The sequence below is a fragment of the Nocardia amikacinitolerans genome (genome assembly GCF_900215415.1).
Classification (GTDB): Bacteria; Actinomycetota; Actinomycetes; order Mycobacteriales; family Mycobacteriaceae; genus Nocardia; species Nocardia amikacinitolerans.
Genome location: NZ_OBEG01000001.1, coordinates 956,149 through 975,863 on the forward strand (window position 1 = coordinate 956,149; position 19,715 = coordinate 975,863).

The window sequence follows — 19,715 nt, forward strand, 5'->3', positions numbered from 1 at the left end:
GAATGACGTGGACGGCTACCACCTTGAAATTGTCTCGCCCGCTGCGTATCTCGCGCGCGTCGATGAGGGAGCGAGACGCGGCGTGGGTCACGCTGACCACCGACGGGCATACCGGACACGGTGAAGTCGTCAGCAGCCCACGCCTCGGCCTCGACCTCGCCGCGATCGACACCGCATTAGGCGGGCTCGCCGAGCGGATCGCGGCCTGCACCGATCCCGAGCATGTCCGCACGCTGCTGCCGAGTCTGCGCGCGGAGTTCCCGCTGCCGGTGGTCGCCGCACTCGACAGCGCGGTGCACGACGTGCTCGCCCGCCGCGCCGGACTGCCGTTGTGTGAGTACCTCGGTCTGCCGCAATGGGATTCGGCACCCACGGCGTACACGATCGGCTTGATGAGCCCCGTCGAGGCAGAGGCCACCGCACACCGGTTGACGCGGGCGGGGTTCACCGTGCTCAAGATCAAAGCGGGCGCACCGGAACCGGCCGAGGACGTCGCACGCGTCCGGGCGATTCGCGCGGCTGCGCCGACTGCGGAAATCCTGCTCGACCCCAACGGAGCCTGGGACGTCCGCACCGCCGTCGCGGTGCTCGGCGCGCTCGCCGACGAGGGCATCGCGGCCGTCGAACAACCCGTGGCCGCAGGTGATCCCGCCCAGCTCGCCGTGGTCGCCCGAGAGGTGCCGATGCCGGTGCTCGCCGACGAGGACGCGGGCTCGGTCCTCGATCTGGACCGGCTGCCCGACGGCATCGGTGGCATCAACATCAAGCTCGCCGAGTGCGGCGGCCTCGACGCGGCGCGCACGATGCTCGACTGGGCGAGGGCACGCGCGCTGCCGGTGCTGCTCGGCTGCCAGGCATCGAGCTCGCTGGGCATCGCTCCTGCTGCCCAGTTGATCGGGGCCGCGCGCTGGGTCGATCTGGACGGTCATCTGCTGCTGGCGGATGATCCGTGGACGGGTTTGGGTGGTGCGGACGGCACACTGCGTCGACCGGCCGGGGCCGGGCTAGGCGTGCGGCGCGTGCGAGCGGCCGCATGACGGGGCTCGGGCTGTTCGGCACGTTTCCGCTCTCCGTGCGCCTGTTGCTGGTCAACCAACTCGGCGGCAACATCGGGTTTTTCATGCTGGTGCCGTTCCTGGCCGAATATCTGCGCACCGATCTGGCGCTGTCGGCGGCTGTGGTCGGCGTGGTGCTCGGCGTGCGGAATCTGAGCCAGCAAGGCCTGTTCCTGGTTGGGGGCTCGGCATCCGATCGCCTCGGCGCGCGGGGGGTGATCATCGTCGGCGCAGGCATCCGGGCGGCGGGGTTCGCCCTGTTCGCCGTCGGCGGCTCCCTGCCGGTGGTATTGCTCGCCTCGGTGCTCACCGGATTCGCGGGCGCGCTGTTCAACCCGGCGGTGCGCGCCTACATCGCCCGTGACAGCGGCGACCGGGCAGCCGAAGCGTTCGCCCTGTTCAACGTTTTCGGCAATACCGGCGCGGCGGTGGGGCCGGTCGTCGGGATGCTGCTGGTCGGGGCAGGGTTCCGGTTGACCGCAGTTGCCGCGGCCGCTGTCTTCGCCGGATTGACCATCGCGCAGCTGATCCTGCTGCCCGCCCGGCCCGCCCCGCGCCGAGACACCGCGCTGCGCGCGGATTTCGCGCGGGTATTCGCCGATCGCCGGTTCTGGGCTTTCGCGCTGGCGTTGATGGGCATGTTCGCCCTGCAGAGCCAGATCTACTTCCTGTTCACCCTGCAGGTGCAGGATCTCGCTGGGCCGTCCGCGGGCTCCGCGGCCGTCGCGGTGCTGTTCATCGTCGAGACGATAGCGGTGGTGGCACTACAAGTTCCGACAACCAGGATGCTCTCCCGGCGAACCGATCGGGGTTCGGCGATGGCACTGGGCATGGCCGTGTTGGGTGCGGCGTTCCTCGTCCCGCCCGCCGCCGCGGCGATTCTGTCACCCGGCGGCGACGGCTTCGTCGCGGTCGCGGCGCGCGTCGCGCCGGTCGTGGTCGCCGCGGTAGTACTCGCCTTCGGTGTGATGGCCGTACAGCCTTTCGTGAACGAGGCGATTCCCCGCTTCAGCGGACCGCACTTGACCGGCACCTACTTCGGCGCGTTCTACCTGGCCTCCGGTGTGTTCACCGTGGCGTCCACCAGTCTCGTCGGGACGGCCGTCGACCACGCGGGCGGTCCGCTGACCTGGCCACCTGCCCTGCTGTGCGCGGGTACCGGATTGCTGTCGGCCGTGGCGGTGCTAGTGCTGCGCAGCCGCGGCTACCTCCCCGAGGCCACCACAGCACAACCCCGACCGATCACCGCGACCACGAGTCGCACGGCGAAAGGCGAGTCCGCTCGATGACCGCTCACGATCAGGGCCCGGTTCTGCTCAGCGAGAACCTGCTGACCGACAATCCCGCGCTCTACGAACGCACCTTCCCCGACACCGGCGAACGCAACGCGCGCTTCGTCGCGGACCTGGTGGCACGCTTCGGCGTCGGCGCGCTCGATAATCTGCTCGACGTCGGTTCCGGCACCGGTCGCGACGCGGCCCGTCTCACCGAACTCGGCTACCGAGCCCGCGGCGTCGACATCTCACCCCGTATGGTCGAGTACGCCCGGATTCGCTACCCGGCAGCGGATTTCAGCGTCGGCGACGCCCGCACGCTGCGGGCGGAGACGCCGGTGGACGTGCTCACCTGCTTGGGCAGCACGCTGCTGCACCTGCACGACACCGCCGAGATCGTCGCGGCGCTCGACCGTTTCGCCGCCTGCCTGCGTATCGGCGGGCTGCTCATCCTGGAGATGCGCAACGGTGCGTTCCTGCTCACCGATCGCGGCAGGCGCGAACTGCTCGACGAGGAAATCGTCCGGCAGGTCGACTGGGAAGGCGTCGCCTACACCTCGCGCACCTCGCTCACCGTCGACCTGCCCGCGCAACTGCTACGCAGACAGCGGACCTGGACGTGGCCCGGGTGTCCCGAGCCGGTCGTCCAGCACACCGCCTGGCGATTGCTGTTCCCGCAGGAGCTGCGCCACCTGCTGACCGGTGCGGGATTCGAGGTGCTTGCCCTGTTCGACGCACCGGGCCCGTTGACCACACCGCGCTGGCCCGCCGACGGCGTGCTGTCCGAGCGCCTCGACGGCGACCGTGTACACGTGGTCGCCCGCCACACCGGCTCGGGCCCGCGATGACCGCCCTACCCCAGGTCGGCGTCGGCAGCGCGTTCGGCAGTTGCGGCGAACTGCTGCAAGGCGCCACCGCCGAGCACGACCGCGACTTCCTGGTGACCCTGCCCATCGCCCGCGGCGCGGTCGCGGTGTTCGAGCCCGACCCGCAACGCCACACCGTCACCGTGATTCCCGCGCACAAGACCAAGTCCCGCGCCCTGGCCAGCGCGCTGCTCGCGCGCTCGACGGTCGTGCGTGGCGGTGTGCTCACCCTGCTCGGGGATCTGCCCGAGGGCAAAGGGCTGGCCAGTTCCACCGCCGACCTGGTCGCCACCGCGCGGGCCGTGGCCGACGCCGAGGGCCGAGACATCAGCGCGGCCGAGATCGAGACCGAACTGCGGCGCATCGAACCTTCCGATGGAGTGATGTATCCGGGCGCGGTCGCCTTCTACCACCGCGAAGTTCGGCTGCTGGGCATGCTCGGTGCGCTGCCGCCGCTGACCATCGTCACCGGAGACGAGGGCGGCCACGTGGACACGGTCGCCTTCAACCGCAATCGGCCGGCATTCACCGCGGCCGCCAAACGCGAATACAGCGATCTGCTCACTACTCTCGCCGTCGCGGTCGCGCGCCGCGACGTGACAGCGATCGGCGCGGTGGCCACCCGCAGCGCGGAACTGAGCACCGTGCTGCGGTCTCGGCCGCATCTAGACACGACCATCAGCGCGGCCAGAGATTTGGGCGCGGCCGGAGTGGTCGTCGCGCACAGCGGCACAACCACCGGCATCCTGCTGGATGAGGCAGACCCGGATCTACCCGTGAAAGTGGCTGCCGCACAGCGAATCTGCGCCAGCTTCGGCACAGCGGTTACGGTCCACCACACGTGGCGACCCGCCCCACCGGACTGGACCGCGCCCCCACGGCACGCCGTGGAGGTGGTGACTCGATGATCACCGTGGACGACGTCGGCTTCTCCTACGGCGGTCGAATCGTGCTCGACGGCGTCGGGTTGGTCGCCGAACCCGGCACCATGGTGGGCCTCATCGGGCCCAACGGCTCGGGTAAATCCACGCTGCTGCGGCTGCTCTATCGCGCACTGCGGCCCCGGTCCGGCTCGGTGGTCATCGATGGCACTCCGGTCGAAGCACTGCGCGGCCGGGCGCTGGCGGCGCGACTGGCCGTCGTCGCGCAGGAATCGCCGGCCGAGACGGCGATCACCGTCGCCGAGACGGTGCTGCTCGGTCGCGCCCCCTGGGCCAGTGCGCTGCAGGGATACTCGCGGGCCGACCGCATCGCCGCCGCCGCCGCGCTCGATCGGGTCGGCGCCCGCCACCTGGCCGACCGCGCCTACTCCGCCCTCTCCGGCGGAGAGCGACAGCGGGTGCTCATCGCACGGGCGCTGGCACAACAGGCCGACCACCTGTTGCTCGACGAACCGACGAACCATCTCGACATCGGTTACCAGCACGAATTGCTCGGCCTCATCCGGGAACTGACAACCACGACCACCCTGGTGGTGCTGCACGATCTGAATCTGGCCGCCCGCTACTGCGACCGTTTGGTGCTGCTGAACCAAGGCCGGGTAGCCGCCTCGGGACCCGTCGAGGACGTGCTCACACCTGGCATCCTCGAACCCGTCTACGGGGTCTCGGTCCACATGTCCGCCGCCTTCGGCGCGCTGCAACTGCTGTTCGGCCCCCGCGACCCAGGAGCGCACGCCGAGATACTCGATTCCGGAAAGGCGGCCGTGCGATGACCGCGACCGTGGCTAGCGGCGAAGACACCGACGATCTCGACCACGCTCGACACCGCGCGACTACCGTGCTGTGGCTCGGCGGCCTCGGTGCCGCCCTTACTGTGACGCTGATCGTTGCCATCGGGCTCGGCCCGGTGTGGGTGCCGCCCGGCACCGTCGCACGCATCGTCGGCCACCACATCTTCGGGACGCCCGCGGTAGCGGACTGGACTCCAGCGCAGGACTCCATCGTCTGGCTGGTACGCGTGCCGCGGGTGCTGCTCGGCGCCATGGTCGGCGCTGCGCTGGCCGTCGCGGGCGCGGTGCTGCAAACGTTGGTGCGCAACGTGCTCGCCGACCCGCACATCCTCGGCGTCACCTCCGGCGCGTCGACGGGCGCCGCGGTGTCGCTGCTGTTCGGCGTCACCGCCGCCACCACCGCCGCGCTGGCGGCGAGTGCGTTCGCCGGTGCGCTGGCCGCGACGGTGCTGTTGTTCGCCATCGCCAGGATCAATGGGCAGATGACCTCCCTGCGGCTGCTGCTGGGCGGGGTCACGATCGGTTACCTGTTCTCCGCGGCCACCAGCTTCCTGATCTTCGCCTCCGACAACCAGGAGGGCGCCCGGACGGTGTTGTTCTGGCTGCTGGGTTCGCTCAGTTCGGCCGGTTGGTCGTCGGTGGCGACCACTGCGCTGGTCACCGCGGCCGCGGTGGGCGCCTTGCTGCTGCTCGCGGCGCGATTGGACGTGCTCGCCGCGGGTGACGACACCGCCCGCGCGCTTGGCCTGTCCCCGGTCCGGCTCCGGATGATCGCGTTGGGCGTTGTCGCGCTCGCCATCGGCGCGGTAGTCGCGGTGGCGGGCGCGATCGGCTTCGTCGGCCTGATCGTGCCGCATGTCGCGCGCCTGTGCGGTGGCGGGACGCATCGTCGGCTGATCCCGCTCTCGGCGGTGCTCGGCGCACTGTTCCTCGTCGTCGCCGACGTCGCGGCGCGCGTGGTTTTCGCGCCACGCGAGCTTCCGCTCGGGATCGTCACCGCGGTCGTCGGTGCGCCGCTGCTGCTGGTACTGATCCGCCGGTTTCGGCACTCACCCACCTGAAACTCACCTTGCATGAAAGGAACCCCGATATCGTGTCCACAAGTTTCACCCGGGCCGCCCGGCTCGCGCCGTTACCCGCCGCGTTGCTCACCGCAGCGCTGCTGACCGGCTGCGGCAGCCCTGCTCCCGCCACCGTCGAAGCGTCGGAGGGCTTTCCGATGACGATCTCCAGCTGCGGCCGCGACGTCACCTTCACCGCCCCGCCTCGGCGGGTGGTGACGGTCGGCTCCGTCGCGGCTCCACTCATCGCGGCCGCGGGCGCCGCCGACCGCGTCGTGACCCGCACCTTCGAAACCGCGCCGTTCCCCGGCCAATACGCCGACGCGCTCAAGAACATCGAAGTCACCGCTCCCACCGGTGAACTCGCACGCGAGGAGATCATCAACCGCACGCCCGACCTGGTGGTGAGTTACGAGGGCGCCGCGGTCACTCCCGACGACCTGGCGCGGGTGAACATTCCTCTGCTGGTGACCCGCGGCTACTGCCGCGACGCGGCGGGAAGCTACGACGACATCTTCGCCGACATCGAGCTGTACGGTCGGCTGTTCGGCACGTCCGCGGCCGCGAGCGCCGAGGTCACCGCTTTGAAACAGCGCGTAGCCGCGGTCGCCGACCGACACCCCGCCGACCAGACGACCCGACCCGCCGCGGCGCTGATCATCTCCCGCGACGGTGCCAAACTCAGCGCCTACGGCAGCACCAGCACCGTCGCCACCCAGATGCGTCTGCTCGGCCTGGACAACGTCTTCGGCGACGTCGCCAAACGCAGCTTCGACGCCAACACCGAGACACTCATTCAGCGCGACCCGGAGGTGATCATCCTGCTCACCCAAGGAACCCAGACCCCGGAATCGGCACGCAACGCCCTGCGCGAGCGCCCCGAACTGGCCGGGCTCCGCGCGATCCGCGACAACCGGATCATCGCTATCCCGTTCGGCTACACCGGCCCAGGGCCGGTCGCCGTCGAGGGCCTCGAAGTACTCGACCGCGAGCTCGGAGAACAACGATGAGCGCGCCCGCCGCCACCGGCTACCGACTGCGCATGGCCGGACCCGACGATCTTCCCGGCGCCCGCAGCGTCATGCTGGACACCTTCTACGAAGTCTTCGGCATCGGTTACCTGCCCGAACACCACCATGACGTGATCGACCCGGAAACGACGTATCTGCGTCACCCGCTCAACCAGCTCTGGGTCGCCGAGCACGAGGGCCGCATAGTCGCCACCACGGCGATCCGCGCCCAAGGCCCACGCCACCCACCGCACCCAGCCTGGCTGGCGGAAGAATTCCCCGACCGGAGCACCGCACAACTGTTCCGGGTCTACGTCCGCCCCGAACACCACCGCCGCGGCCTGGCAACCCGATTGGTCCGCGAGGCGATCGACCACGTCTCCGCCACACCGGCGTTCGACCGGCTGTACCTCCACACCGACGCGCGAACACCAGGCGCCCTGGACTTCTGGCTCACCTTCGGCCGAATCGTCCACGACGCCCGCGGACCGCACACCGGATTCCAGACGGTGCACCTGGAGATCCCCCTCCCTCGCGCGTGGCCCAACCCACGCAAGAACAACGAGGGCGGGGTGGAACACAGCTGAACAGCACGCTGGATTCGGTGGTCATCGTGCGAATGTCCGCTCCAGTCCATGGGGATCGGGTTCGGCGAGCACGTCGTGGACGCCGTTCGCGTTCTCGATCCCTTCGCGGATAGACCGGATCACGAGGTCGTCGATTCCGGCGTCGTCGCGGTTCCATTCAGCGAACGCGCTCGGTCGGATCGTGTCCTCGCGGCGAGGACGGCTGAGATGTCGCCGAGGGACAGGTTTGCGCCGGGGTCGGCGGCGCGGTGTTTGGCGAGTTTGCGGTCGCATTCGGTGATCGAGCGTCGGCCAGTTCGCGTTCTCCGGGGCGGCGGCATACCGAATACCAGCGGCCTCGTAGCCTCACGCGTACGCCCGACGCCTCGTCTCTCGGTACGTGGAGTCGTCGCGTGAAGGTCGTGACATAGAGTGCGGTTCCGGGGGACAAGCCGGGAACGCCGTCGGGTGCGGCCCCAGACCGACCTCCTGCCCGCTCCGGAGGCCGCAGGCACGACCGCGTGGCCATGGCCGAATCGAGGTCGACGCCCGCATGAAGGCCGCGGCGAATTCCCTTGACGCAGTGACGTCCTCGTCATCTGACGCGGCGACGACCCGCGACATGTCGCGCCCGGCGCGCCTGCACGCCCACAGCGCCGTCTCCACCGCCCTGGCGCTGCACAGCGATCGCGCGTTGCGCGAGCTCGTGGACGCGGCCGCACCGCTCGGTGCCGGTATCGGCGGGAAGTCGGCGCTGCTGCAGGTCGCCGGAACCCCGGTCTTCGTGAAGCGAGTTCCCCTCACCGACCTGGAACGGCAGCCGCAGCACGTCCGGTCCACGGCGAACCTGTTCGACCTGCCGCAGTTCTACCACTACGGCGTCGGGCTCATCGGCGGGGCAGGCTTCGGGGCCTGGCGCGAGCTCGCGGTGCACACAATGACGACGAACTGGGTGCTCGCCGCCGAACACGAGGGCTTCCCGCTGATGTACCACTGGCGGGTGCTGCCGGACACGACGCCGCTGCCGCCCGAGCTCGCCGACATCGACCGCGCCGTCGCCTACTGGGACAACCGACCGCAGATACGCCACCGAATCCAGGCCCTGCGGGACTCTTCGGCGAGTATCACGCTGTTCCTGGAGTACATCCCACAGACCCTGCACCAGTGGCTGAACGCCCAGATCGAGGCGGGCGAGGAGGCCGCCGACCGTGCCTACGCCATGGTGGAGCGAGAACTGGCCACCGGCGCCGCGTTCATGAACAGCCGTGGGCTGCTGCACCTCGACGCGCACTTCGAGAACATCCTGACCGACGGTCGACGCCTCTACTTCGGCGACTACGGCCTCGCGCTCTCCTCCGGATTCGACCTCTCGCCGACCGAGGCCGCGTTCTTCGACCAGAACCAGAGCTACGACCGCGGCTACACCACCACCTACCTGGTCAACTGGCTGCTCACCGCCTTCTATGGGTTCCGGTGGGAGGACCGGGAGAAACGGTCGGCGATGGCGTGCGCCATCGCCGAGGGCAAACGGGCGGAGGGTGTCCCGGAGGAGGTCGCCGCGGTCCTCACCCGGCACACGCCCATCGCCGCGGCGATGTCCGGGTTCATGCGTTCGTTCCAACAGGCGAGCCGGAGCACCCCGTATCCGGACCAGGAGATCCGCCGCCTGCTGGGCGATCAGACCTCTGTGCTCGTTCCGCCCGTGTGACATCCCCAGAAGCCGGTGGACTCGGCGGAATCCCGGCCGACGACCTGGACAGGCGGCCATGCCCATGTAGGTGCCTCGACCTGCGATCGGTGGGGGACAAGCAGTGGATCGGCGGCGATGCGGGCGGCGGTTTCGGCGTCGGGTGGGTAGGGCTTCGCGCGTACCACCCACTCCCGGCGCAATTCGGGGATGGTCACCTGGAGTCTGTCTCGTTCCCACACCAGGGTGCCGGACCAATCCATGTGTTCGGGGCCGTCGTCGAAACCCATGGTGTAGCCGAGGTAGTCGTTCCACACGGCGTAGGAGGTCGGCATGGTCAGCGCTTCCGGGACACGGAGTTCGACCAGCCAGCGGCCGTGTGCCCACTCGTGGTCGCCGAGTAGCAGATTCGCGGTCGAGCGTACGGCAGACCGGCACCACGTCCTGCCCGGCCAACACCAGATCGGTGGCGCGCCATGACATTCGATGCCACGGCGCCGCATCTCGGCGGCCATGTCACGGAAGGCAGAGCGCCAATTCGGGGTGACCAGATCCCAATCAGCTCGGTAGACACCACGGGACTGGAGGGCGCTGATCACCTCCGGTGCCTGCAATGTCCACAATCGCATCGAGCCATCATCGGGTCGATAATTGTTGCCGGGCAACTGGATTAGTGCTCCCCCCGGATCGCTTCGATCACGAAAACGATCACCGCGATCGCGGTGATACAGCTGCGGGAACGCGGGCTGGTGGATCTCGACGCGCCAATCGGTGACTACCTGCGCGCCTATCGTCTGGTCCCCACCGACCCCGAATTCGGCTCGGTGACGGTTCGCCACTTGCTGACCCACACCTCCGGCATCGGGGAGATCGCCTACCCGCTGCGGGTGCTCGGCCCGGATTTCGGCGGAGAGCGTCCCCCGGGCGCCCCGATCCCGCCGCTGAGCCAGTGCTACCGGCGTGGCCTGACTGTCGGCGCCCGGCTTCGCCACCCTGGGCCAGCTCGTCACCGACGTCACCGGCGCCGCGCTGGCGGACACTTGCGGTAGCGGCCGGTGAGCAGTCCCATCGCCAGTGGACTCCACACCAGGGTGCCCAGACCGTAGGTCTGGCAGAGCGGGAAGATCTCGCGCTCGGCGCCTCGGTTGAGGATCGAGTAGTGCGGCTGCTCAGTGCGGAATCGAGCCAGTCCGTGGCGTTCGGATACCCATTGGGCTGCAACGATTTCCGAGGATGGCAGGTTCGAATGACCGATGGCTCGCACCTTGCCCGAGCGGAGGAGATCGGTCAGGGCGCTCAGAGTCTCCTCGATATCGGTGCCGATCGGGGTGGTGGACCTGGTAGAGGTCGATGTGGTCGACGCCAAGACGGCGCAGGGACGCTTCGACGGCGGAGACGGTCCAGCGGCGAGAATTGCCGCGCCGGTTGGGGTCTGGCCCCATCGGGCCGCTGAACTTGGTGGCGAGGACGACGTCGTCGCGGCGGCCGCGCAATGCCTTCCCGATGATCTGCTCGGATTCGCCGTCGCCGCCGTATACGTCGGCGGTGTCGATGAGGTTGATCCCGTTGTCGAGCGCACGGTGGACGATGCGCACGCACTCGTCGTGGTCGGGGTTGCCGAAACGCCCGAACTTCATGGTGCCCAAGGTGTAAGGGCTGACGTGAATGCCGGTGCGGCCGAGTGGGCGGGTGCGCATGGTGTGTCTCCTGTGTCGAGTGTCGCGCCGGACGGCGGACCCCTGGGTGCGACCGGAGTCCGGCCGCACCCAGGGCAATGTGGAGGCTCAGGCCGGGGTGTACTCGGCCGCGACGTCGAGGATCCAGGTGATGCCGAAGCGATCGCGCAGCATCCCGAAGGCGGGCGCCCACTGCGCCGGGCCGAATTCCTCGATGACCGTCGCACCGTCCGCGAGGCGTTCCCATAGCGCGCCGACCTCGTCGGTGGTCTCGCCGCGGACCGAAAGGAAGAACGGCTCCTCGGTGTGGGTGGTGCCGTTCTCGCGGCGGGTCGTGGGAGCGACCGGTGTGGCGATCGCGTTCTCGCCGGGTACGTCGTAGGCCATGACCCGGAAGCCGTTGTCCGCGACGACCTCGCCGAACACCACCTTGGCGGTATCGGGCAACCCGGCGGGCATCCCGAAGTCGCCATAGGTGGCGACGGTGATCCGACCGCCGAACACCGACTGGTAGAACTCCAGGGCCGCACGGGCCTGTCCGTGGAAATTCAGGTGGGCGACAGCATTGACCGACATAGTGATCGGAGTCCCTTCGGAGATGGTTCGCGCCGGAGGATTCCGGCGACGAAAGCCACTCTGGCATCGGTAGCGGCCAGGGAATGTCCGCTTCTTGTGGCAGTCTGGCCGACATGCCGACCGCTTCTTCGACGGCGGCCTCCCGCCGCCTGCTCTCTCTGCTGTCGATGCTCCAGGTGCGCCGCGATTGGCCAGGGGTTCTCCTCGCCCGGCGCCTCGGCGTCAGCGAACGCACGGTGCGTCGCGACGTCGACCGCCTCCGCGAACTCGGCTACCCCGTCCGGGCGATCAAGGGACCGGAGGGTGGTTACCGACTCGAGGCAGGCAGCGAACTGCCACCCCTGCTGTTCGACGACGATCAGGCAGTCGCACTCGCCGTGGCGTTGCGCGCCGCGGCGGGGACGGGTGCGGGCATCGAAGAGTCCGCCACGCGGGCCCTCGCTACCGTCCGTCAGCTCCTGCCGTCCCATCTGCGGCAGCGCGTCGACTCCCTCGAGCTCAGCGCCGTCGAAACCGCTGCGCGAGAGACCGATTCCCAAGCTGACACCCACGCGCTACTCGCCCTCAGTGCGGCCATCCGATCCGGCGAGGAGGTGCGGTTCGACTACGAGTCTCCGGCGCCGCAGGACGATGCCGCTCTCCGGCCACCGCGGCGGGTCCAGCCACACCACCTCGTCGTCCGCAACGGACGCTGGTACCTCATCGGCTGGAATCCCGAACGCGGGGACTGGCGGATCTACCGTGCCGACCGCATGACCCTACGTATCCCCAACGGACCGCGCTTCGCACCCCGGCCGGTGCCCGGCGGTGACGTCGCCGCCTTCCTCGCGGCTCGCTTCAAAGGCTCGGAAACCGTGAACGTCTGGCCGTGCCTCGGAGAGGTGATCTTGGATATCCCTGCCGCACAGGTGATCCCGTTCGCCAGCGACGGCATCGTCACCGAACTCACGCCCACCCGAACCAGACTGCTGGCCGGCTCCTGGTCCTGGGTGGCCCTCGCCGCGACATTGGCACGGTTCGACACCGAGATCGAGGTCATCGGCCCGCAGTCGTTGCGCGACGCGTTCGCAGACCTCGCCGGTCGCGCAGGTCGCGCCGCCGGAATCGACTGATTCCAGGTAGATCGAACAACAATCGACTCGGTCCGCCGTCCCATCTCTTCCGCGACATGCGCCGATCGACTACGAAACCCGCATGGGGTCCGCGCGGCCTACGCAACGGCACTCACCCGAGCAGGCCGCATGGAGGACCCTCCACGGTTCGAGGGGGTCGACAATGTCTTCTGACAGGGCGTGCGGATGAGAAACAGGTCGATCACGATCGAGCTGATTCAACCGGCCGATATCGACACGCTTTTACGCTTCAGGTTGAAGCTGGAGACCGATGCGAGTGGCGGTCTCGTGCGGTGCGGTGGTGCGCAATGCCGACTCGTTGGTCTAGGCAAGGTTCGACACCGGAGCTGGTGAATCCCCTTCATTTTGGTGGCGCTGGAGCTACCCGTCGGAAGGAGCATCATGAGCGAGCCACCGATCGGCCTCCCGCCGATCGTTCTGATCCACGGGCTTTGGATCGCAGCCATGAGGAGTCCGGCGCGGCCTACGACCGGCTCCACATCCCGGCGCCGGGCAGTTGTGTGCGGGCTTATGGCCTGATTGCCAACCGGCTCCGCTATTGACCGAGATCTACGAGTTTCCGGACCGCTCACACTTCACCGGTGGGGAGCCCGGCTGGGAACAGGTGGCCGACTACGCGCTCGTAATCGATGAGCCACGCGAGCACACGGGCAGCAGGGCTGACCAGCAACCTACTTCGCCGAGGAGGTCCCGGTTCCGTGAACCTCTGCAGTGGCAGCGGTCGGCGCCGGGCTGCCTTCGGCCATGTCGGCGTACCAGCACAACGCGATCTACCCGTCGCCCCGGCGCCTGACGTTTCCAAATGTTCGCGACAGATCGCGGTCATCGATTCACCCGTCGTGTCCTGAATACAGGGGATCCCGCTGACCCCGAAGCACTACTCGAACGGAGGGAATGAACATGAAGATCGTCGTTATCGGCGGCACCGGGCTGATCGGCTCGAAGCTGGTCGCTCGGCTGAGTGAACACGGCCACGACGCGGTTCCGGCCGCGCCCTCGACGGGCGTGAACGCGCTCACCGGTGAGGGAGTGAAGTCGGTGCTTCAGGATGTGGATGTGGTGGTCGATGTCTCCAATTCGCCGTCGTTCGCCGACGACGATGTCATGGAGTTCTTCCGGACCTCCACCACGAACCTGCTCGATGCTGCCCGCGAGGCAGGCGTCGGGCACTACGTGGCACTGTCGGTGGTGGGTACGAAGAGGTTGCCGGAGTCAGGGTACTTACGGGCGAAAGTGGCGCAGGAGGAGCTGATCAAGGGTTCGGGGCTGCCGTACTCGCTCGTGCACGCCACCCAGTTCTTCGAATTCGCCGGAAGAATTGCCGATTCCGCTACCGTCTCCGGCGAGGTGCGACTGCCGGGCGCGGCCGTGCAGCCGATGGCCGCCGACGATGTGGCCGCGGCCGTCGGCGAAACCGCGGTGGCCGCGCCGCTGAACGGCACCGTCGAGGTCGCGGGGCCGGAGGTGTTCGGCCTCGACCAGTGGATCGGTACGGTGCTGGCCGCACGTCACGATCCGCGCAAGGTGATCACCGATCCGCAGGCCAAGTACTTCGGGGCGGTGCCGGACCGCGAGCTGCTGCCCAGCGCGGGCGCGCGCCTCGCACAGACGCGATTGTCGGAGTGGCTGACTCGCCAGTGATTCCATCGGACGGGATGGCAGCCTGCCGCCCCGGATTCGGCCTGACCATGTCCCGCGTACACAGCGAAGGAGCACGCCATGCGCTTTGTTCGATTCGCCAGAGCCGCACTCGTGACGATCGCCCTCGTCGCCGCCATGGCCGCGGCGCTGGCAAGTCCGGCCGCAGCCCAACCCTTGCCGACGGTCGTCTTGGTACACGGCGCGTTCGCCGACACCACAAGTTGGGACCCGGTCGCCGCCGAGTTGCGCGGCCGCGGCTACACCGTCGTCGCCCCCGACAACCCGCTGCGCGGCCCCGGCTACGACGCGGCCACCGTCGAGAAGACCCTCGCCGAGATCTCCGGGCCCGTGGTGCTCGTCGGCCACTCCTACGGCGGCGCGGTCATCACCAACACCGACAACCCGAACGTGAAAGCCCTCGTCTATATCGCCGCCTTCGCGCCGGCACAGGGCGAGCCCGTCCAACTGGGACTGGATCCGATCCGATTCCCCGGCAGTCAGCTGCTCCCACCCGTCTTGCAGGTCAAGGTCGTCGACGACCCCCAAGCGATCGGCGGCAGGAACCTCGACGGCTACATTGCCGCCGACGCGTTCCACCGCGTGTTCGCACCGGATGTCAGCGATGCGACCGCTGCCACCATGCTGGCCCACCAGCGCTCGATCGCGGTGTGGGCCAACCTCGAGCCGTCCGGGCCGACCTCCTGGTCGAACACACCCAGTTGGGCCCTGATCCCCACCGGCGACAACATCATTCCGCCCGCCTCGCAGCGTTTCATGGCGGGCCGTATCGGGGCGCACACCACCGAGATCGCCGCCTCACACGCCGTACTCGTATCCCAGCCCATCGCCGTCGCCGACGTCATCGCCGCCGCCGCGGGTAGCTGACATCCGAAGCATGGGCCCGCAGCGGAGCCCATCTGGATCGAACATCCGGCCGTGGCCACGTCCAGGTGCTGACCGGTGCGCCGTTGGCCGACCTCGCGAAGCGAGCCGGCAAGCGCGTGGCCGCAGGTCGGTGGGCTGAACGAGACCATCGATCCATGAGCCGGGGCAGGTCGGTTCAGTGGGCTCCGCTGGGTTTGGTGCGGGTGCATTGCATGACGTCGATGTGGCCGCGGCGGGCGTGGTCGGCGCATCCGGTCAGGTATCGCGGAAGATGAATCGGTCGATACGCGGTTGGCCGTCTACCACTGTCGAAGGGGCCGCAGCCGGGTCGATTACGGGCCCGATGAACGTCATGAACGTTCCGTCGTCCCCATGCCGTTGTCGCGGGCTTCGATTGCCTTGACCGTCTTGCCAAGGGCCTGTCGCAGGAGGGGCCTGCCGACGGTCCCGACGACAACTCCCAGGACCCGTCCCTTGAGGTTCTTGCCCTCGCGCACGATGACAACGTCCACATCGGTCGTCCCGTCCGGCTGGCGAGTGAAGGTATACGTGTGGCCCGAGTGGCCGCCCCACACGTTCGAGTCGGTGGTCGTCATAACGACACGATCGGGGTCTGACCAGTCGTAGTGCAGGCGCTCCCAGATGCCGTGCGAGCCCTCGGTGACGTCGGCCTGACTTCGCCCCTGGTTGTGCACCTCGAGATATTCGTCGGTGCTGTTGCCGAACAGCTGCGAGCGACCCGGCCCGAAATCGGTCAGCGCCGCCACGAACTGCTCTGGTGTCGACCTCGTCTTTTCCTTGAAATGGATGGTGGACATTGTTTGCTCCTTCGCTTCAGACGGTAAAGCTGATGTCGTCGGAGTCGCTGTGCCCGACCTCGGCGATCGTGAGGTCGTGTCCTTCGAGCATGCATAGGTCGATCCCCAATTATGCCGCGTGGACGTAACCCTCCGACGCGAGAAGCGTTGAAACGATGCGGGTGAAGAGACATCAGCCTCGGCGCCGCAACGGCACCGGATTGATCAGCGGCCCTGTTCCCGATCTCGATCCAGAACCCCAAGAACGATTGAACCACCGCGTTCGAGTGCCGAAGCTTCCGTACGACGTCCTGGTCGTACGGGTAGCGCAGACCACCACCGCGCCGGCCGAAGAGTTCGTCGCCGCGCTCACCGACTTCCGGCCGGGTCGCTCGAAGGTGTTCGGCAACAGCGCCGACGACGCCCCGAAGGTGGCGGGCCTGACGCACCAAGTATCTGATCGCGCGTTGCTGGAGAGCGGGCCGACGCGGTCTGCGGCGCCGGCTACGGCGAACGCAGCGACGAGCGGGTCAACCACCGCAATGGCTGCCGCCACCATGCCTGGCACCGACGCGTGATGGCGGGCGCCCGCCGCACGGCGGTTCTTTGCCACTCCGCTACTGCCTCTCGCTCTCGACTGTCCGGGGTCTCAGTCGGGGTCGGCGCGTTGGTCGATGGTGCGCTGCAGATCGGTGTTGAGGCGCTGGGCTTCGGCGAGTTGGTCTTCGAGGATGACGATGCGGCAGGCGGCCTCGAGGGGGTTGCCTGCATCGATGAGCTCGCGCACGCGAGCGGCCAAACGGAGCTGGTAGCGCGAGTAGCGGCGGTGCCCGCCCGCCGAACGCTGGGGTGTCAGTAGTTCGGCAGCGTCGAGGCCGCGCAAGAACGCGGGCGTGACACCGAGGATCGCCGCGGCCCGGCCCATGCTGTAGGCGGGGTAGTCGTCGTCATCGAGCCTCTCGGCCGCAGTGGAGGCGTCGGTGGGATTCGAGTTCGATTGCTGCACAATACCTCTGGGTCAACGCAGACGTGGGCCCCGGCGCGTTGCGCGCCGGGGCCCAGGATTGAGGAGGGACTTCAAATCAGTTCCATCGCTCGGCCGCTAGGGGCCGATGTCGAACACCGCACTCGAGACACCCCGAGCGCGGAAACTGCGGAAAAACTGTTCAGTGACCACCTCCTGCGGCGCCGGTCGGATCATGCGATATTTCCGCCTCCCCTCCGGCGGTCCGCTACGAGCGCACCGGATTGTCTCTCACCGGAGGGGAGGCCGTCTCTTGCTTCCGGGCAGTTCACCTGCCCGGCCTCTCGACTCTGTTCATCACCAACGTCAGTTACCTTAGACCGATCCTTGCAGAATGTCTACATCCGCTGGTGTAGATTTTCGCTATCCAGTGTAGGTGGCTAATTCAAGGCGGCAGTGCAGTTCGGGAGCATTCCGACTGGGGGGACGTCGACGTGCTCACCCTGCCTGAATTCGTCGACCGGTGATCGGGCTCCGACGAACTCGAGCAGCACGAGGACCACCGCGCAGTAGACGCTGGTGCCCAGCCCAGTGTGTGACGGCAGTGGGGTGCGGGGTGCGGCGGTGACGGTGAGCGGGCGGCCAGCGCGGTGGCGGGCCGCAGCGGTCGCCACGGTCTGCGGCAATGTCGCGGCCATGCCCGCGTTGGCCTTACTTATCAGCCTGGTCGCGGACCCGTACAACCCTCATTTCGATGAGGCGATCGTGCATATCCGACCGCGTCGTCAGACGATGGCCATCGGCGTCTGCCGTGGCGAGGCAAGCCGGTTCGCGCGCGGAATCCGTTGGGCTTGAGGGTGATCTGTTCGCGGCCGTCGAGGTGGTAGCCCGGTTCGGGTTCGAGGGTGAAGGTGTGGATGATGTGGGCTAGGGCGAGGAGGATTCGTGGTAGGCGAATTGCCTTCCGATGCAGGCGCGTTCGCCTGTCCCGAACGGTTTGTACACATAGGTGTCGAGCGTGGCAGCTTGCCGCAGCGCTCGCGCGGTCACATCAGCCGCCCGCCAACCTCTTCCCCCGCCACGCTGCCCGACGAAAGGAGGGCATTCGATCACGAATCAGCCAGTAGGACAGCAGAATTCGCCACAACAGGCCAACGCGCACTACTGACATCGAAGCAAGAATCCTCCCTGATCATCCGTGGTACAGCTTTATTACTGAGGTAAAGGTGCTACCAGCACCGATCGCTGACCGTGCGGTCAGAAAATGCCCTTGATGTCATTCATGAAGCCGCCGACTGTGTTCTTGAACCAGTCAATGACCTCCGATACCGCCTTTTCTATCCAATCTTTGAGATACTCGACGATCTTCGCCGCGAGGTCATACGCAAAGTTCAAAGCCTTGTTCTGCGCTGCGATAATCGAGGCCATGGCATCCTGGTCGTCTCGATTATCTTCAATGGCCTCATTGGTCTTGTTGGTGAAGTCGTCGTCTTTCGCGGCCTCGCACTGTTTCTGCTTGTCGTTGCACGCCGAGTTCTCCTTCGTGGCTTCGCTCGCGTCGATGTCCCCATTTTTGAGTTTTGTGATCACCGCATTCAAGCAATCCCTTCTCTGGTTGGCGCAATCACTGTGGTCATCGCCGTAGCCCAGGACGACCCTTTTGTAATCATTCCGATCCGGCGGCGGAACGTGAGTCTCGCGTGTGGTGGCCGCCCACTCGGGAATACGGAATCGACCGGGGTCCTGCCGGCCGGCGAAAATCGAATCCATCCGCTTTCGGTGGTGGGCCGCTATCTGTGTTGCAAGCTCCTGGTAGTCCTGCGTCGTAGGCATGACATCAACCCTTTCTTCACGGATTAAGGTGTCGAAACCAGAACTTCGGGGGACTCCGCATCGCACAGTGCCCGACTGCCCGAGCACCCACTTATCATGCCATGTGTCGGGGTTCGCAACGGCGATAGCGGAAAGAGGTGAATAAAAGAGATGTCCCAACGGTCGCCCGAGGGCGCCTTCGCCCGCAACCGTCAAGGGTGAACCGCGGGTCCCTCACCGGGGTCGCCACGCCCGCCGACGAGTCCGAGCCGGGCGACTTCCACCAATTGCGCCCGCTTCGCGCTGGCGTGGAGATCCAGACTGCTCGACCTCACCCGCGACGAGCCCCATCAACTCGCCCCGGACATCACACGACCACGGTTTTAAGCCTGTACACTCGCGTCGCCGACCCAGAAGCCGCGACAGATCGTTCATGCCCAGCGACTCGAGCCGCGCTCGGCCGGTCGAAAAAAATCGACCTTGCCGCCCAGATCCGCCAGGCCCGCGCCGAAGGCCGCAAACCCCCGGCCGGACGTCTGCTCGGCCTGCCGGAGCTGCCCGCCGGTGACGTATGGGTCGACATCGCCGGCACCGAGGCAGTCACCGGCATCCCATCGCGCACGATCACCGGATGGCTGGCCCGCAGTGGCCCGAAGAAGGCACCGTTCCCCGCCCCGCACCGCTTCCTGTATCGGCTGTACTGGCCGCTGTCCACGGTCGAGGAATGGACATGCGCCTACAGCGGCTGACCGTATGAGGTGCCGGTGTTCGGGTGGCCGCCGCAGACTCTAACGTTGCGGCATGACAGCTCCGGCCCCGACGCCACTCAGGCCACCCGCTTCGCCATCGAATTCCTGACCAGTGGGTATCGGCCGACACCCAGGAGAAGCCCGCGGAGGCGGCACGGAGTACATCGGGCAGCGACTCACCGGGCCCGACGCGCTCGACCTTACTGCGGGAAGGGTCGAGCCAGCCTCTCG

Annotated in this window: 20 protein-coding genes and 2 pseudogenes; 15 read left to right on the top strand and 7 right to left on the bottom strand. The window is 67.6% G+C overall.

Annotated features, from left to right (window positions below; all coding sequences use genetic code 11):
- Positions 1 to 2: 2 nt before the first annotated feature.
- The 9 genes from CRP45_RS04490 (at position 3) to CRP45_RS04530 (ending at position 9,272) form a co-directional block, all read left to right on the top strand.
- Positions 3 to 1,037, top strand: coding sequence for a mandelate racemase/muconate lactonizing enzyme family protein (locus tag CRP45_RS04490; RefSeq protein WP_097243900.1), 1,035 nt, complete (start codon positions 3 to 5; stop codon positions 1,035 to 1,037).
- Positions 1,034 to 2,344: an MFS transporter gene (locus CRP45_RS04495; RefSeq protein ID WP_067783764.1), complete on the top strand. Its 1,311-nt coding sequence runs from the start codon at positions 1,034 to 1,036 to the stop codon at positions 2,342 to 2,344. Before CRP45_RS04490 ends, CRP45_RS04495 begins: the two co-directional genes overlap by 4 nt.
- On the top strand, positions 2,341 to 3,177 hold the full coding sequence (locus CRP45_RS04500) for a class I SAM-dependent methyltransferase (RefSeq protein WP_097243901.1): 837 nt from the start codon (positions 2,341 to 2,343) through the stop codon (positions 3,175 to 3,177). The genes CRP45_RS04495 and CRP45_RS04500 overlap by 4 nt, the downstream gene beginning before the upstream one ends.
- The gene (locus CRP45_RS04505; RefSeq protein ID WP_067783758.1) at positions 3,174 to 4,103 is read left to right on the top strand and encodes a GHMP family kinase ATP-binding protein; all 930 of its coding nucleotides are present in this window, start codon (positions 3,174 to 3,176) and stop codon (positions 4,101 to 4,103) included. Before CRP45_RS04500 ends, CRP45_RS04505 begins: the two co-directional genes overlap by 4 nt.
- Positions 4,100 to 4,909 carry an ABC transporter ATP-binding protein gene (locus tag CRP45_RS04510; RefSeq protein WP_097243902.1) on the top strand — a complete coding sequence of 270 codons (810 nt, stop codon included), beginning with the start codon at positions 4,100 to 4,102 and terminating at the stop codon, positions 4,907 to 4,909. Before CRP45_RS04505 ends, CRP45_RS04510 begins: the two co-directional genes overlap by 4 nt.
- Entirely contained in the window at positions 4,906 to 5,988 is a 1,083-nt protein-coding gene (locus CRP45_RS04515) for a FecCD family ABC transporter permease (RefSeq protein ID WP_097243903.1), read from the top strand. The genes CRP45_RS04510 and CRP45_RS04515 overlap by 4 nt, the downstream gene beginning before the upstream one ends.
- A gap of 32 nt (positions 5,989 to 6,020) precedes the next feature.
- Complete coding sequence (locus CRP45_RS04520) at positions 6,021 to 6,998, top strand: ABC transporter substrate-binding protein (protein WP_143861331.1); 978 nt, start codon at positions 6,021 to 6,023, stop codon at positions 6,996 to 6,998.
- The gene (locus tag CRP45_RS04525) at positions 6,995 to 7,585 is read left to right on the top strand and encodes a GNAT family N-acetyltransferase (RefSeq protein WP_097243905.1); all 591 of its coding nucleotides are present in this window, start codon (positions 6,995 to 6,997) and stop codon (positions 7,583 to 7,585) included. Before CRP45_RS04520 ends, CRP45_RS04525 begins: the two co-directional genes overlap by 4 nt.
- A 601-nt stretch (positions 7,586 to 8,186) precedes the next feature.
- Complete coding sequence (locus CRP45_RS04530; RefSeq protein WP_097244564.1) at positions 8,187 to 9,272, top strand: protein kinase family protein; 1,086 nt, start codon at positions 8,187 to 8,189, stop codon at positions 9,270 to 9,272.
- Here the strand turns inward: CRP45_RS04530 and CRP45_RS04535 are convergent.
- A complete protein-coding gene (locus tag CRP45_RS04535; protein WP_245909891.1) occupies positions 9,242 to 9,880 on the bottom strand; it encodes a DUF3841 domain-containing protein in 639 nt (212 codons plus the stop codon). The genes CRP45_RS04530 and CRP45_RS04535 overlap by 31 nt on opposite strands.
- A gap of 93 nt (positions 9,881 to 9,973) precedes the next feature.
- On the opposite strand from CRP45_RS04535, the gene CRP45_RS04540 reads away from it, so the two are divergent.
- Positions 9,974 to 10,300 carry a serine hydrolase gene (locus CRP45_RS04540; RefSeq protein WP_245909893.1) on the top strand — a complete coding sequence of 109 codons (327 nt, stop codon included), beginning with the start codon at positions 9,974 to 9,976 and terminating at the stop codon, positions 10,298 to 10,300.
- Here CRP45_RS04540 and CRP45_RS04545 read toward each other — a convergent pair.
- Together CRP45_RS04545 and CRP45_RS04550 are read right to left on the bottom strand one after the other, a co-directional pair.
- Positions 10,291 to 10,948 (bottom strand): annotated as a pseudogene (locus CRP45_RS04545) (aldo/keto reductase); the annotation flags it as partial. The gene CRP45_RS04540 and the pseudogene CRP45_RS04545 overlap by 10 nt on opposite strands.
- Positions 10,949 to 11,035: 87 nt before the next feature.
- Positions 11,036 to 11,503, bottom strand: coding sequence for a VOC family protein (locus CRP45_RS04550; protein ID WP_097243907.1), 468 nt, complete (start codon positions 11,501 to 11,503; stop codon positions 11,036 to 11,038).
- 113 nt (positions 11,504 to 11,616) lie between these two features.
- Between CRP45_RS04550 and CRP45_RS04555 the strand changes: the two genes are divergently transcribed.
- The 3 genes from CRP45_RS04555 (at position 11,617) to CRP45_RS04570 (ending at position 15,162) form a co-directional block, all read left to right on the top strand.
- Entirely contained in the window at positions 11,617 to 12,615 is a 999-nt protein-coding gene (locus CRP45_RS04555) for a helix-turn-helix transcriptional regulator (RefSeq protein ID WP_097243908.1), read from the top strand.
- A gap of 921 nt (positions 12,616 to 13,536) precedes the next feature.
- Positions 13,537 to 14,277: an SDR family oxidoreductase gene (locus CRP45_RS04565; protein WP_097244565.1), complete on the top strand. Its 741-nt coding sequence runs from the start codon at positions 13,537 to 13,539 to the stop codon at positions 14,275 to 14,277.
- Between the two features lie 78 nt (positions 14,278 to 14,355).
- Positions 14,356 to 15,162, top strand: coding sequence for an alpha/beta fold hydrolase (locus CRP45_RS04570; protein WP_097243909.1), 807 nt, complete (start codon positions 14,356 to 14,358; stop codon positions 15,160 to 15,162).
- Between the two features lie 350 nt (positions 15,163 to 15,512).
- Here CRP45_RS04570 and CRP45_RS04575 read toward each other — a convergent pair whose 3' ends face one another.
- Positions 15,513 to 15,980 (bottom strand): hypothetical protein, encoded by a 468-nt coding sequence (locus CRP45_RS04575; protein ID WP_097243910.1) that lies wholly within the window; start codon positions 15,978 to 15,980, stop codon positions 15,513 to 15,515.
- Between the two features lie 451 nt (positions 15,981 to 16,431).
- Here CRP45_RS04575 and CRP45_RS34185 point away from each other — a divergent pair.
- Positions 16,432 to 16,533, top strand: a pseudogene (locus tag CRP45_RS34185) (hypothetical protein); the annotation flags it as partial.
- 75 nt (positions 16,534 to 16,608) lie between these two features.
- On the opposite strand, the gene CRP45_RS04585 reads toward CRP45_RS34185, so the two are convergent.
- From CRP45_RS04585 to CRP45_RS04600, 3 genes are all read right to left on the bottom strand, one after another.
- Complete coding sequence (locus tag CRP45_RS04585) at positions 16,609 to 16,965, bottom strand: MerR family transcriptional regulator (protein WP_067783736.1); 357 nt, start codon at positions 16,963 to 16,965, stop codon at positions 16,609 to 16,611.
- Between the two features lie 885 nt (positions 16,966 to 17,850).
- Positions 17,851 to 18,036 (bottom strand): cytochrome P450, encoded by a 186-nt coding sequence (locus tag CRP45_RS35060; protein ID WP_308209837.1) that lies wholly within the window; start codon positions 18,034 to 18,036, stop codon positions 17,851 to 17,853.
- A gap of 144 nt (positions 18,037 to 18,180) precedes the next feature.
- Positions 18,181 to 18,756, bottom strand: coding sequence for a hypothetical protein (locus tag CRP45_RS04600; protein WP_097243913.1), 576 nt, complete (start codon positions 18,754 to 18,756; stop codon positions 18,181 to 18,183).
- 197 nt (positions 18,757 to 18,953) lie between these two features.
- Here CRP45_RS04600 and CRP45_RS33170 point away from each other — a divergent pair, with 197 nt between their 5' ends.
- Positions 18,954 to 19,484 carry a hypothetical protein gene (locus tag CRP45_RS33170; protein WP_143861332.1) on the top strand — a complete coding sequence of 177 codons (531 nt, stop codon included), beginning with the start codon at positions 18,954 to 18,956 and terminating at the stop codon, positions 19,482 to 19,484.
- Positions 19,485 to 19,715 lie beyond the last annotated feature (231 nt).